14 protein-coding genes are annotated in these 11,946 nt (G+C 52.2%); 11 read left to right on the forward strand and 3 right to left on the reverse strand.

The genetic code is table 11. The annotated features are described in order from the left end of the window. Positions 1-3 precede the first annotated feature (3 nt). From DW085_RS15025 to DW085_RS15035, 3 genes are all read right to left on the reverse strand, one after another. Positions 4-1,551 (reverse strand): alpha-amylase family glycosyl hydrolase, encoded by a 1,548-nt coding sequence (locus DW085_RS15025; RefSeq protein ID WP_243034053.1) that lies wholly within the window; start codon positions 1,549-1,551, stop codon positions 4-6. A gap of 23 nt (positions 1,552-1,574) precedes the next feature. Next, positions 1,575-1,817, reverse strand: coding sequence for a YaaL family protein (locus DW085_RS15030; RefSeq protein ID WP_118482082.1), 243 nt, complete (start codon positions 1,815-1,817; stop codon positions 1,575-1,577). An 81-nt stretch (positions 1,818-1,898) separates the two neighbouring features. Continuing rightward, entirely contained in the window at positions 1,899-2,312 is a 414-nt protein-coding gene (locus DW085_RS15035) for a metalloregulator ArsR/SmtB family transcription factor (RefSeq protein ID WP_243034054.1), read from the reverse strand. Between the two features lie 530 nt (positions 2,313-2,842). Here DW085_RS15035 and DW085_RS15045 point away from each other — a divergent pair. From DW085_RS15045 to DW085_RS15090, 11 genes are all read left to right on the forward strand, one after another. Continuing rightward, entirely contained in the window at positions 2,843-3,418 is a 576-nt protein-coding gene (locus DW085_RS15045) for a prepilin peptidase (RefSeq protein WP_182430898.1), read from the forward strand. A 35-nt stretch (positions 3,419-3,453) separates the two neighbouring features. After that, the gene (locus DW085_RS15050) at positions 3,454-4,176 is read left to right on the forward strand and encodes a hypothetical protein (RefSeq protein ID WP_347475115.1); all 723 of its coding nucleotides are present in this window, start codon (positions 3,454-3,456) and stop codon (positions 4,174-4,176) included. After that, positions 4,176-4,457 (forward strand): hypothetical protein, encoded by a 282-nt coding sequence (locus DW085_RS20670; protein ID WP_243024601.1) that lies wholly within the window; start codon positions 4,176-4,178, stop codon positions 4,455-4,457. Before DW085_RS15050 ends, DW085_RS20670 begins: the two co-directional genes overlap by 1 nt. A 115-nt stretch (positions 4,458-4,572) precedes the next feature. Continuing rightward, positions 4,573-5,781 carry a CpaF family protein gene (locus tag DW085_RS15055; protein WP_347475116.1) on the forward strand — a complete coding sequence of 403 codons (1,209 nt, stop codon included), beginning with the start codon at positions 4,573-4,575 and terminating at the stop codon, positions 5,779-5,781. Next, entirely contained in the window at positions 5,732-6,514 is a 783-nt protein-coding gene (locus tag DW085_RS15060; RefSeq protein WP_182430903.1) for a type II secretion system F family protein, read from the forward strand. Before DW085_RS15055 ends, DW085_RS15060 begins: the two co-directional genes overlap by 50 nt. Positions 6,515-6,520: 6 nt before the next feature. Next, positions 6,521-7,744 (forward strand): hypothetical protein, encoded by a 1,224-nt coding sequence (locus DW085_RS15065; RefSeq protein WP_118493404.1) that lies wholly within the window; start codon positions 6,521-6,523, stop codon positions 7,742-7,744. A 27-nt stretch (positions 7,745-7,771) separates the two neighbouring features. Then, on the forward strand, positions 7,772-7,960 hold the full coding sequence (locus tag DW085_RS15070; protein ID WP_022360416.1) for a Flp1 family type IVb pilin: 189 nt from the start codon (positions 7,772-7,774) through the stop codon (positions 7,958-7,960). Beyond that, on the forward strand, positions 7,957-9,891 hold the full coding sequence (locus DW085_RS15075; RefSeq protein WP_243034055.1) for a DUF5702 domain-containing protein: 1,935 nt from the start codon (positions 7,957-7,959) through the stop codon (positions 9,889-9,891). The genes DW085_RS15070 and DW085_RS15075 overlap by 4 nt, the downstream gene beginning before the upstream one ends. A gap of 207 nt (positions 9,892-10,098) precedes the next feature. Then, complete coding sequence (locus tag DW085_RS15080) at positions 10,099-10,938, forward strand: hypothetical protein (RefSeq protein WP_118493406.1); 840 nt, start codon at positions 10,099-10,101, stop codon at positions 10,936-10,938. Positions 10,939-10,983: 45 nt separating this feature from the next. Further along, complete coding sequence (locus tag DW085_RS15085) at positions 10,984-11,547, forward strand: prepilin peptidase (protein ID WP_118493408.1); 564 nt, start codon at positions 10,984-10,986, stop codon at positions 11,545-11,547. Further along, positions 11,544-11,936 carry a hypothetical protein gene (locus tag DW085_RS15090; RefSeq protein ID WP_117796600.1) on the forward strand — a complete coding sequence of 131 codons (393 nt, stop codon included), beginning with the start codon at positions 11,544-11,546 and terminating at the stop codon, positions 11,934-11,936. The genes DW085_RS15085 and DW085_RS15090 overlap by 4 nt, the downstream gene beginning before the upstream one ends. Positions 11,937-11,946: the final 10 nt, after the last annotated feature.

Consider the following 11,946-nt stretch of genomic DNA (forward strand, 5'->3'; position numbering starts at 1 on the left):
AGGTTACCCCTCCGTGATTCCGAGAATAACAGCGCTGTTACCCTCTAATTCTATCTGAATTTTGTTTGTATTCTTATCGATCAAAAACGATTTTCCGGTAATCAGATCCGTAGCTTGTTCCGCTGTCGTGTGGAATGGAAGTGGAACTTGTAAATAAGCGGCGTTGTCATCGTTGTTGGCAGCGGTAAGGATTGCCTGGTGGTCACCGTGTCTGGCAAATGCGTACTGCCGGTTTGTCAGCAGAAGTTCCTGATAACGCCCACCGTGAAGCGCCGGTTCGGCGGCATGGATGGCGGCGAGTTTCTGGATCAGAAGTGTAAGCGGTGTCACGGTGCCTGCGCTGGTATCTGTGTTTGAGTCTGTGGTGCTTGAAGTGGTCTGGCAGCAGGTGTTTGCGCCTGCGTGTATGTTTGGGCCTGTGGCGCTCGAAAAGCTCTGGCAGTTGCCATCTGTGCGGATGCCGGTGTTTTGTCCGTCACTGGTCTGCATTTCTTCTGCAAGCGGTCTCGGCGGCAGGATTCTCGGACGGAGTTCCGTATCGGAGTTGTGTCCGCGGCGTCCCTGAATGCCCCATTCACTTCCATAATAGATGGACGGAATGCCCGGAAGAGTGAACAGCAGCGTGTAAAGCGGTGCAAGATGTGCCGGATTTAACAGTTTGCTTGCGATCCGGTCTTCGTCGTGGTTGTCCACAAAGGTGTAGAGATCCCGCCCCACTGCTTCGAGGCGGCGGACATTGTGTGCCAGTTCGAAATAATTGTGGTCGTTGTGCGCGGAATAGATACTTTTGTGCATCTCGTAGTTGGTGACGGAATGAAGCATCTGCGGATTGACCCAGCGGGCGTATTCGCCGTGGATGACTTCGCCCATCAGCCAGAATTCCGGCTTGATTTCATTTGCCAGCCGGCGCAGTTCCTGCATAAATTCAAAGGAAAGATCGCCCGCGCAGTCGAGGCGGATACCGTCGATGTCAAATTCCTGCACCCAGAAACGGACAGTGTCAAGCAGATAGTTCCGCACTTCCGGGTTTTTGTGGTTTAAGCAGGAAAGCTCCCAGATGCCGTGCCAGGATTCGTAGCCGAAGGAATCGCCGAGCGGGCTGCCCCAGCCGAAATTGACGTTCCTGTACCATCCGGCGTAAGGGGACTGGTCACGGTGCGCCTGCAGGTCGCGGAAGGCGAAAAATTCGCGACCGGTGTGGTTGAATACGCCGTCCACGACGACGCGGATGCCATGCTCATGGCAGCAGTCCACGAAAGATCGGAACGAGACGTTGGTTCCCAGCCGCCGGTCGATGAGCCGGAAATCGCGGGTATCATAGCCGTGCGTGGATGATTCAAACAGCGGTCCAATATAGATTGCGGAAATATGCAGACTCTCTAAATAGGGAATCCACAGTATCAGTTCGTCCATGCGGGAATCGGCGGAAACGTCCCTGTTTGTGCCATCCGCTGCCCCATCGGAGACGGGATAGGGATTGGCAAATGGCGATCCGGTCATTCCCAGAGGATACATATGGTAAAAGGTGGCTTTGTCGTACCAGGCTGTCATGAGAAAGTTCCTCCTTGTGGCGGTTAAATGGTATTTTCCTGTTGTTTAATATGTCGTAAAAGGAACTGATACCGGAGATGTGCGGCTTTCAGTTCGTAGATATAGCAGTCAATCAGAGTCGGATCGACGACCTCTTCAAAATGGTTGAAAACGGTGTTGATCGTGCTCATGGTCTGTCGCAGTTCTGTCAGCAGCTCCGGGTCAGGGTGGGCGGAAAAAATGTCCGTGCTGGTGATACCGGAGCAGTGGGTGCGGTTGTGCTTCATGGTTTGATGCTCTCTTTCTGAATCCTATAAATTGGTACAACGATCAGTATATTCAGAAAATGGAAAGATATGCATCCTGGTTCAGGCGTCCATGGAAAGCACGGATTCCAGCAGATGTCCGAGCTGCATCAGTTTCCGGGTGCTGTCTTCGATTGAGAGATAATAATAATTGCAGGTTCCCTCCCGGTGGACATCGATCAGCCCGGCTGTCTTTAAGATCTTCAAATGGTGGGAAACTGCCGGGCGCGACAGGCTGGTCCGTTCGGTGATCTCCCGGACGTTTAAGCCATGCGGACGGGACTGGGCGGGCAGGCTGATTGGACGGTCATTGTTCTTATCAGGCTGATTTTTGTTCACATCGTTGTTTTTTGTGCGCCCCGTGAGGGCTTCGTCCGTCAGCGCTTCGATGATCGTCAGCCGTATTTCATCGCCCAGCGCGATAAAAAGAGGCATACAGGTATGAAAATGCTGTTTGAGTTCTATTCCTTTTTTCATCGCGGCTCCTCCTTCTATAATGGTTTAAAAATTTAAACTAATAGTATTTTACCATTTTTTGTTTCGTCAGTCAATGGAAAGGAAAATGCTGGAATGGGTATTTATAGATAAAAAATAAAGAGATATTTTAGCAATTATTTTCAAATAACGAAATTGTCTAGCTAAAATAACGGGGTCAGATGCACAAAGTTTCTGAAATATTTTTGGCGCCTATTTCGGGTGTTTTGGGATTGACTTTTGAACAAAAACTGTTCATAATGGAGGAACATTCATGGATGGGTTCTTCCATCTGTCACGGGAATCCGGATTTCCCGTTGATCTATTATTAAGATTCTAAAAGTTAAGTTCAGAGAAATGTTCGATGATTTTTCAGAAGTGGTTCAAGTGCATACAGGAAAGGAATGGAAAATGGTGGCGGTGAAAACTGGCGCAGGACTGGCAGCTATTGTTTTCGGCAGGTGTTTTGAAAACGGGACATACTGTACAGGAACTGTCCGTTTCATGTATGCGAAAGAGAAGGAGGGGATGGATTGACCTTTTTGCTGCTGTTGTTTACTGGCGGCTGTGCGTTTTGGGATTTGAAAAAACGCCGTATTCCCAATGGGATGCTTCTGATTGGCGGCCTGTTGTTTCTTTTGATTCGGTTTGGTCTGGGGATGAAGATGGGATATACGGCCGGATGGGACGGGCGGCTGCCGGGATATGGGGCGGCGCTTATGATGGGGATTGGCGAGAGTTGTGGATATTTGATTCGTATCGGGAGTTTACTGATTGTCCTGTTCCCTCTGTATCTGTTTCGCATGATAGGTGCGGGGGACATCAAAATGGCAGCCGTCCTGTTTGGTGCCGCCGGGCTGCGGCAGGGCGGGCGGATTTTCCTGTGCGGGCTGGCAGCTGCCGGAATATGGTCACTTGTATTACTTATCCGGCGTGGGATTGCCAGGCAGCGGCTTACATATCTTGTGTTTTATTTGTACCGGTCCGCGCTTGGGGGAAGCGTCGAGCCGTACTATCTGGAAGCGCGGGATGGAAAAGAGGCATCTTTTTGTCTGGCACCGTGCCTGTTTTTGGGAGTGATTGGGGCGGAGCTGATTCGGTATCTGTAGGGGAAATGGCTTGTGATTAGGGAGGTGGCGGTGCGATGAAGCATATTCTGGCGGTGTATGATGTGGATCCGGTCTATGCGGCGCGGTTTGCAGAGGTAGTTAACCAGAAGGAAAAAATACCGTTTGAGGTGGTGGCGTTCAGCTCGATCGAGCGGCTGCGGGCATTTGCGGCAGAACATCCGGTAAAGCTTCTGTTGTTGGGCGAGCATGTTCCGGCGGAAGAAAAGGAGTCCATCCGGGCGGAAAAGGTTATTCTTTTATCGGATAATGGGGGAAAACCGGTCAGTCCGTCAGTTCCCTGTGTCTACAAATACCAGTCCAGCGATGCGATTGTGCGCGACGTGATGACCTGGTATGGGGAAAGCCCGGGGGAGCTGCCGGAGGTGTCCGGGCGGGGGCTGGCGAAGGTCTTGGGAGTGTATTCGCCGGTTGGACGGTGTTTAAAGACCTCGTTTGCCCTGACAATGGGAAAACTTCTGGCACAGGAGGAGCGGGTGCTGTATCTGAACCTGGAGGAATTTTCCGGTCTGTCGGTTTTGATGAAAGAAGAATATAAGAGTGATTTGTCGGATCTGTTGTATTTTTACAACGGTGGTAGCTATAATTCGCTTCGTTTGAGCAGCGTTGTCCACACGATGGGGGAGCTGGACTATATTCCGCCGGTGCGCTATCCGGAGGATCTGGATCAGGCGGGAGAGGAGGCAATCGCGGGGCTTATACGGCAATTGCCGGGGAGAGTGCGTATGATACGCTGGTAGTGGATATAGGAAGCGGGCGCAGGACGGCGCTTTCGGTAATGAAGCTGTGCCGGGTAATTTATATGCCGATCCGGGAAGATCCGGTGTCTTTGGCAAAGCTTAAGGAGCTGGAGCAGTATTTTTCACAGACAGGAAATGGCATGCTAAGGGAACGTATTAAACGCCTGAAGCTTCCGTATCACGGCAGTTTTGGACGGGGCGATTATATTGACCAGCTTTTATGGGGAGAACTGGGTGATTATGTACGGCAGCTGCTGCGGGGAAGCAGTGTGGGCGGATAATGTTCATTGTGGATTAGAAGGGGCAAAGTCTTTTGACAGGGATAAATTGAGCGGGATTTTGCCAGTCATTCTAAAGAGTAAACGGTTGTGAGAGAAACAACTGGCAGGGGGAAGTATGCAGGAGCAGAAAATGGTTTTGAGGCAGCGTCTGATGGAGCAGATGGAGAGCCGTATGCAGGTGGAGGATGAGGAGCTGCGCGACCTGATCGACATGGCGATTCTGGAAGCGGCAGAAGGGGCGTATCTGCCGTTAAAAGAGCGGCTTTGTTTGAGAAAAGAGCTGTTTGATTCATTCAGACGGCTGGATATTTTGCAGGAGCTGGTCGATGATCCGACGATCACGGAGATCATGGTAAATGGCACGGAGCACATTTTTGTCGAGCGGCAGGGGCGTGTGGAAGAGTTAGAAAAGCACTTTGATTCGGTAGGGCAGCTAGAGGATCTGATTCAGCAGATTGTAAGTCGTGTCAACCGGACGGTCAATCTGGCATCCCCGATTGCGGATGCGAGACTGGAAGATGGTTCTCGTGTCCACGTAGTGCTGGCACCGGTGGCGTTAAATGGGCCGATTTTAACGATCCGGAAGTTCCCGGAACCGATCACGATGGAACGCCTGATTGAGTTAAAAAGTATCAGCCGGGAGGCAGCGGCATTTTTGCAGAAAGCGGTCGAGCGGGGACTCAATATTTTTATCAGCGGCGGAACCGGATCGGGAAAAACGACGATCTTAAACGCCATGTCCGGCTATATTCCCCAGGAGGAACGCGTCATTACGATCGAGGATTCGGCAGAGCTTCAAATCCGCCATGTAACGAATCTTGTCAGCCTGGAAACAAGGGTAGAGAACCGGGATGGTTCGCAGGAGATTTCCATGCGCGATCTGATCCGGGCGAGTCTCCGAATGCGTCCGGACCGCATCATCGTTGGGGAGGTCCGGGGCGGCGAGGCGCTGGAAATGCTGCAGGCGATGAATACGGGACACGATGGCTCGCTCTCAACTGGACATGCAAACAGCGCCAAAGATATGCTCTCAAGACTGGAAACGATGGTTCTGATGGCAGCAGAGCTGCCGCTTGCGGCGGTCCGGAGCCAGATCGGTTCAGCACTCGATCTGATGGTTCATGTCGGGCGGATGCGTGACCGGAGCCGGAAGGTGCTGGAGATCACGGAGGTGATAGGCTATGAAAATGGGGAAATCCGCCTTTCTCCCATCTATCAGTTTCAGGAAAGCGGGGAGACTGCTTCCGGACAGGTGGAAGGAGCACTTGTCCAGGTTGGCAGATTTGAAGGGCAGCGCAGATTCGCGGGAGGAAGTGCTTTCTGATTACCGGGTTTACCACCTGACGGGGCAGGAGTGGATACGTTACCTTCTGGAGGGAACAGCGGTGTGCGCCGTGACGGCATATGTATTCTACCGTTCATTTCTGGCGTTCGTTCTGATGCTTCCGGCGGGGATGCTGCGGCCGTTTTTTAAGAGGCGGGAGCTCTGCCGCCGGAGAAAAGAGGAGCTGCGGCTCCAGTTTAAGGAAGCGATTCAGATCGTGGCTTCGGCGCTGGCTGCAGGCTATTCGGTGGAAAATGCGTTTATTGCGAGCGTGCGCGATCTGGAAGAACAATACGGAAAAGAAGGGATGATTACCCGTGAGTTTTCATATCTGGCAAGCCAGCTTAAAATGAACCGGACCGTGGAGGCGTTGCTTTCTTCCTTTGCGAAGAGGAGCGGTCTGGATGAGGTGGAAAATTTCTCTGTTATTTTTACTGTATCCAAACGGAGCCGGGGCGAGCTGGCAAGCGTGGTTCACCATGTCGTTCACGTGATTTCAGATCGCATTCAGGTGCGGGAGGAAATTCTCACGATGACGGCAGAAAAGCAGTTTGAACAGAGAATTATGAACCTGATGCCGTACCTGATCGTGCTCTACGTGGATTTGTCATCGCCGGGCTTTTTCTCACAGATGTATGAGACAGCGGTGGGGCGGGTGGTGATGACCGGGTGTCTGGTGGTCTATCTGCTGGCATGGAGGGTATCGGGGAAAATTCTTCAGATTGAGGTGTGAAACAGCATGGGAAAAATGGGGAAAAAGCAGGTTTTATGCATTCTTTTGGGGATAATTCTGGCAGTTGCGGGATATCTGGTGGAAAAACGGGATGGGGCGCTGGAAGATGGGAACCGGCTGAACCGCTATGCATACGGAGAAGGAGAACGGCAGCAGGAAGTGTGGGTGCGCGGACTGTGGGAGAAGGAGATTCCGGTGGAGATTTCGCTCGGAGAGCGGGAATATGCGGAAGAGGATGCAAAAAAAGCATTGCTGGAGGCGGGAGGTAAACTGGCGGATTTAATTCGGGGAAACAATCTGTCCCTGCAGGAGGTAAGGGAAGATCTACATCTCGTCGGCTGGCTGGAAGAAGAGGGCATCCGGGTCCGCTGGACACCGGAGGATGCGGAATGGATTCAGACGGATGGGACTGTTTTAAATGAAGAATGCCCGGAGAAGGGGATTCAGACAGAACTGACCGCATCCCTGCAGGCGGGGGTATTCAGCCGGGAGTACCGGTTTCCGGTCACGCTATATCCGCCGCTTCGGACGAAGCAGCAGGAAAAAGAGGCAGGTTTTAAGCGGCTGTTAAAGCAGATGGATGAGGCGCAGAGAACGGAAGGGCAGCTGGTTCTGCCAAAGATGTATGAGGGGAAGAATTTATCTTACCGGGTGCGCGGAGACAGGGAATATCTGCTGTTTCCGGTGCTGGGGATTGCGGCGGCAATTCTGCTTCCTCTTTATGAAAAACAGAAGGAGAGTGAGGCGAAAAAGAAGAAAAAGCGGGAGCTGATGGAAGACTACCCGGAGATTGTGTCAAAGCTGACCGTATTTTCCGGGGCGGGGCTTCCGGTCCGCCGGGCATGGGAACGGATTGTGCTGGAATACGAGGCGGCATGCCGGGCGGGAACACAGACGGAGCGGGCGGCATACCGGGAAATGGCAGCGGCATATCACCGGATGCAGCGCGGTGTCCCGGAACTGCAGGCATATGCGGAATTTGGTGCGGGCTGCCGTCTGAGACCGTACCGGAAGCTTTCCGGGCTTTTGGAGCAGAATGTCAGAAATGGGGCAGAAGGACTTCGAAAGGCGCTGGAGACAGAGATGGAGTCGGCGTTTGAAGAAGAGAAAGTACTGGCAAGACGCCGGGGGGAAGAGGCGTCCACAAAGCTGATGCTTCCATTGTTTCTGATGTTGATGATTATTATGGTGATGGTTTCAGTCCCGGCGTTTCTGGCGTTTGGGATCTGAAAAATGGGGAGAAAGGAGAAAAAGTATATGGATAAAGCGTATCTGGTAAGAGAAGTAAAATCGTTTCTGATGGACGAGGATGGCGTGGGGGTCATTGAATTAGTGCTGATTCTGGTGGTGCTGATCGGTCTGGTCATTGTCTTTAAAAAGCAGATTAATACGCTTCTTACAAATATCTTTAAACAGATCAACAGCAAGTCGAAGGAGGTATATTGATCCGGGCAGAACGGCACGTTGAAGCAGAAATGGACGTTTGCGGGGGGATCACAGTTTTCCTAAGTTTGATTCTGACCTGTATCTGTGCGCTGATGGGCGGGCTGTTTGAGTCCGCCCGGGCAGCCGGAAGCGGCTGGTATATGCAGATGGCGCTCAATTCCTCCCTGGATTCGCTGATGAGCTGTTATCACCGGGAGATTTGGGATAAATACCGGATTTTTGTGCTGGAATGTGCGGATAAAGAGCGCCTGGCGGCGGAGATGGAGCCGCAGATGGAAACATATCTGGCGGCAGCGCCCTTTTATCCGGTCAGCGGCGGCAAGGTACAGATCGAAGCGATGGATGCGATCACCGGGCATAATGGGGATTTCTTTGCGAAGGAAGTTACCGATTATATGAAAGTGGGTGTCTGGACGCTGGAAAGTGAGGAGTCTGAACTGCCTGAGATGGAAAAACGGATGACGGAAGCAAGGGCGGTTCATGGGATTGCGGAAGGATATCAGGAAAATGGCAGAAAAGTGCTGCGTCTGGAAGAGTCGATCGAGGCGATCGGAGCCTGCCTGCAAAAACAGGAGAAACATCTGGAGGAGATGGAGGCAGCGGTTCGCCAGGCGGATGGAAGCTCGTTCTTTCAATCGGCGGAAAGCTTAGAGAAAGAATTAAAGCAGATTCCGGGTCTGGTTGCGGCGTATGAAAAACAGGCGGACCGGCTTGCGAAAGAACTGCAGGGATCGGAGCAGGAGGCGCAGGAAGCCCAGCCGGATCTGGAAGAAGGCTCCTGGGGCATGGTACAGGAGGAGATGCGGGGGTATCGTTCGTATTTGGATGCGGATGGAGCGCGCCGCCAGGAGGTAAAAAAGACAGAAGAGACGGCTCACGGAAATGAAGAGGTGGTTGCAGAAGCAGTCCGGAAAGGAAAGGAGATACAGGATTATATCGATGATTGGGAGCCTGACGATGAGGACGATGAGCTGGACGAGGAAGCGCTGTGGGCGTCGGTTCTGACGATCACAGCGGGTTTTCAGAAGGATGGACGTTTCCGGGTTCCGGCAGTCCGAGACAAGAAAAAAATGAATGTGCTGGAAGCAGTCAGCCGCCTGTCGGGGACGGATCTGCTGAGTCTTTGTGTGCCGGCGGGAACTGTGATTTCAGAAAACTGGATTTCGACCGCGGCATTTCCGTCGGCATTGTATGCAGGCGGAGAGAGCGGAAAGCGGGGGACAGCTGGGGATGTCTGGACGGCGGGGCTTGAACGGGCTCTTTTAGATGCGTATGCGGCGCATTTTTTTACCCGGTTCGGGCAGGAAAAGACGGGAAGTGTCCATTATGAGCAGGAATATCTCTTACAGGGAAATGCGTCGGAGCGGGAAAATTTAAAACGCACCGTCAATGAACTTCTGGCTGTGCGCGAGGCGGTGAATCTGGCAGCTTTATATGCGGATTCTGAAAAACGGTCGGAGGCGGAAGCATTGGCGCTGGCAATCACGGGGCTGGCGGGAATCACACCGATCACGGCGGCGGCATCCTTCTTTATCATGACAGTCTGGGCGTTTGCAGAGTCGGTGGCAGATGTGAAGGTTCTGCTGGCGGGCGGAAAAATTCCTTTTTTCAAACAGCCGGGGGAGTGGCAGATTTCGCTTTCTGCTCTGACGGAAAAGGGCGCGTCCATCTTTCTGGAAACGGGGACGGATCCTTCATTGAAAAACGGGACAGACGACAGAGGGCTGGACTACCAGGACTGGCTGAAACTCTTTTTCCTGATACAGGGAAAGAGCCGTTTCTGTTACCGGATGATGGATATGATTCAGAACCGCATTTCAGAAAAAGAGCCGGGATTTCGGATGGATCAGTGCCAGTATGGGGTAAGTGTGTCCTATGCGGCACAGGGAACGTTGATACCGCTTCGTAGAACGTCCCAGAAGGAATATTAAACACAATTACAGGGGAGTGGAGGACAGTGTCCTTTTTCAGGAGATGATGCAAGTGAATGTGCCTCTCCAAGTACATAAAGAAAGCCAGTAAAAAAGATGATGACAACTAACCTAACAAAACGAATAAATGAAAGTATCTGTGCGGTCGGGATACCCGTCCTTCGGCGGCATAGAGCCCAAGTAACAAAACGACCCTGGAAAAGGGCATTGTCCTCTGCTTCCCTGTGTGCGAGCCTGACGATTGAGGCGGCGCTTAGTCTGACATTGTTTATGTTTACGGTGATTCTCCTGTCAGTTCCGATGGAAATACTGGATACTCAGAGAAAGGTGCAGACGGTGCTGGAAGTGACGGGGCGGGAACTGGGATGGCAGGTGTATCGGACATCCCATACGGTGCATCCGGCAGAAATGGAGGCGGGAAAAGCGGCAGAGGCAGAAGAAAAGGGAACGGGGGGCTGGTCAGAACTTCCGTCCGGGCTTATCCTGCAGGGATATTTAAAGGAGAAGATTCAGACAGCGGGCGGGAACAAAGTGTCCAATATCCAGTGTGGTGCCAGCCGCGTATCGGAAGATGGAGAATGGATTGACCTGCGCGCCTCCTATCAGGTGCGGCTGCCGTTCTCGGTATTTGCGCTTGACCATGTGACGCTTACTTCCCGGAGCCGGAAGCGGGGATGGATTGGGGCGGAAGGCGGGTATTTCTCAGAGAAAAACGCTTCAGAACCGGAGGAAAAATGGGTCTATGTGGGGCGGGACAGTACGCGCTACCATCTCTCGCCTTCGTGCCATTATATATCGAATCAGATCACCGCGGCTGCGTATGCAGATGTAATTTCGGGGGTGCTTAGAAACAGCGGGGGATGCCGTTATAAGGCTTGCAGATACTGTGGAAAGACGGTGTCGGCGGGAGGTATGGTGTATATTCTTCCGTCCGGCGAGGTTTACCATGGAAAGCAGGACTGTTCGTCATTGGCATATTATGTGCAGAAGGTGCGGCGATCAGAGGTGGAATATATGGGTGTGTGTTCATACTGTGGAAGTGGATAGGTGCGGATGGCGGAAAGAATCAAGGAGGGGTGAGAGGGCGGAGTGATGGAAAACAGTGCAGGGATAAGTTTCATGGGATTTACGCGGATGGATTTGGAAAGTGCAGTATGTTTCCTCTGTGCGGTTGTTTTTTCACTTTTTCTGATGGTCTTTTCCTGGCAGGATTTTCATAGAAAACGGATACGCGTAAGCTGGCTATATGGATTTGGAACGGCAGGAATGGCGCTTACGATGATACGGTGTGTGCTGTCGATTATAAAAGATGGATGGGATTGGAAAAAAAGTGTGTTGCAGATAACGGTATGGCTTTTGGGAATGCTGCCGGGGATTTTTTTGTTCTGGATGGAGCGGCAGACGAAAGGTGCGGTCGGACTGGGAGATGGCTGCTTTTTTCTGATCACTGGGTGCTATCTGGGGGGATGGCGGACGCTTGAACTTTTGATGGGAGCTGTATTTGTGAGCAGTCTGGTAGGAGGTGTCTGGATGCTTACGGCACTGCTTGGCGGAAAGGGGAATGGTCTATGGGAGAAAATGCGGAAAAAGAAGTTGCCATTTCTGCCGTGTGTGCTTCCGGTGTGGATTTGGATGCTGATAGCATCTCTTGGATGAAGCGGGAGGTTTCTGCCAGTTATACGGTGGAAGCCTCGTTTGTGATGGCGGTTGCATTCTTTTTTATCGCGGCACTGTTAAATGGAGTGTTTGAGGTGCATGGCAGGATTACGGGGCGTTTTGTCCTGCAGGAGGCGATGGAATGGTGCCTGTATCGGGAGGAAAAAACGTTGCGGGGAGATGGAATGACTGTGGGGGAGATAAGCAGCAGAGCTGGACAGCGCCTGCATGGATTCTTCCGGTGCGGAGATGCAGTTTTGACGATCCGGGAAGATGGGGGAGACTTGGACGGAAGGGTAAAGAGCAGTACAGAGACGGAGATATCCCTGCGCGGACAGGAGCCGGAGCGGGCGATCCGTTTGCTGACAGTGTTGGAAAATGCAGAGTGATGGAGGATAC

The sequence above is a fragment of the Clostridium sp. AF50-3 genome (genome assembly GCF_003477445.1).
Lineage (GTDB): Bacteria > Bacillota > Clostridia > Lachnospirales > Lachnospiraceae > Otoolea > Otoolea fessa.

Excerpts from the sequence above, each read along its gene's own strand:
- DW085_RS15030 (WP_118482082.1), bottom strand. The coding sequence starts at position 1,817 with ATGAAGCACAACCGCACCCACTGCTCCGGTATCACCAGCACGGACATT.
- DW085_RS15055 (WP_347475116.1), top strand. The coding sequence starts at position 4,573 with ATGCAGGAGCAGAAAATGGTTTTGAGGCAGCGTCTGATGGAGCAGATG.
- DW085_RS15090 (WP_117796600.1), top strand. The coding sequence starts at position 11,544 with ATGAAGCGGGAGGTTTCTGCCAGTTATACGGTGGAAGCCTCGTTTGTG.
- DW085_RS15025 (WP_243034053.1), bottom strand. The coding sequence starts at position 1,551 with ATGACAGCCTGGTACGACAAAGCCACCTTTTACCATATGTATCCTCTG.
- DW085_RS15085 (WP_118493408.1), top strand. The coding sequence starts at position 10,984 with ATGGAAAACAGTGCAGGGATAAGTTTCATGGGATTTACGCGGATGGAT.
- DW085_RS15070 (WP_022360416.1), top strand. The coding sequence starts at position 7,772 with ATGGATAAAGCGTATCTGGTAAGAGAAGTAAAATCGTTTCTGATGGAC.
- DW085_RS15035 (WP_243034054.1), bottom strand. The coding sequence starts at position 2,312 with ATGAAAAAAGGAATAGAACTCAAACAGCATTTTCATACCTGTATGCCT.
- DW085_RS15050 (WP_347475115.1), top strand. The coding sequence starts at position 3,454 with ATGAAGCATATTCTGGCGGTGTATGATGTGGATCCGGTCTATGCGGCG.
- DW085_RS15065 (WP_118493404.1), top strand. The coding sequence starts at position 6,521 with ATGGGAAAAATGGGGAAAAAGCAGGTTTTATGCATTCTTTTGGGGATA.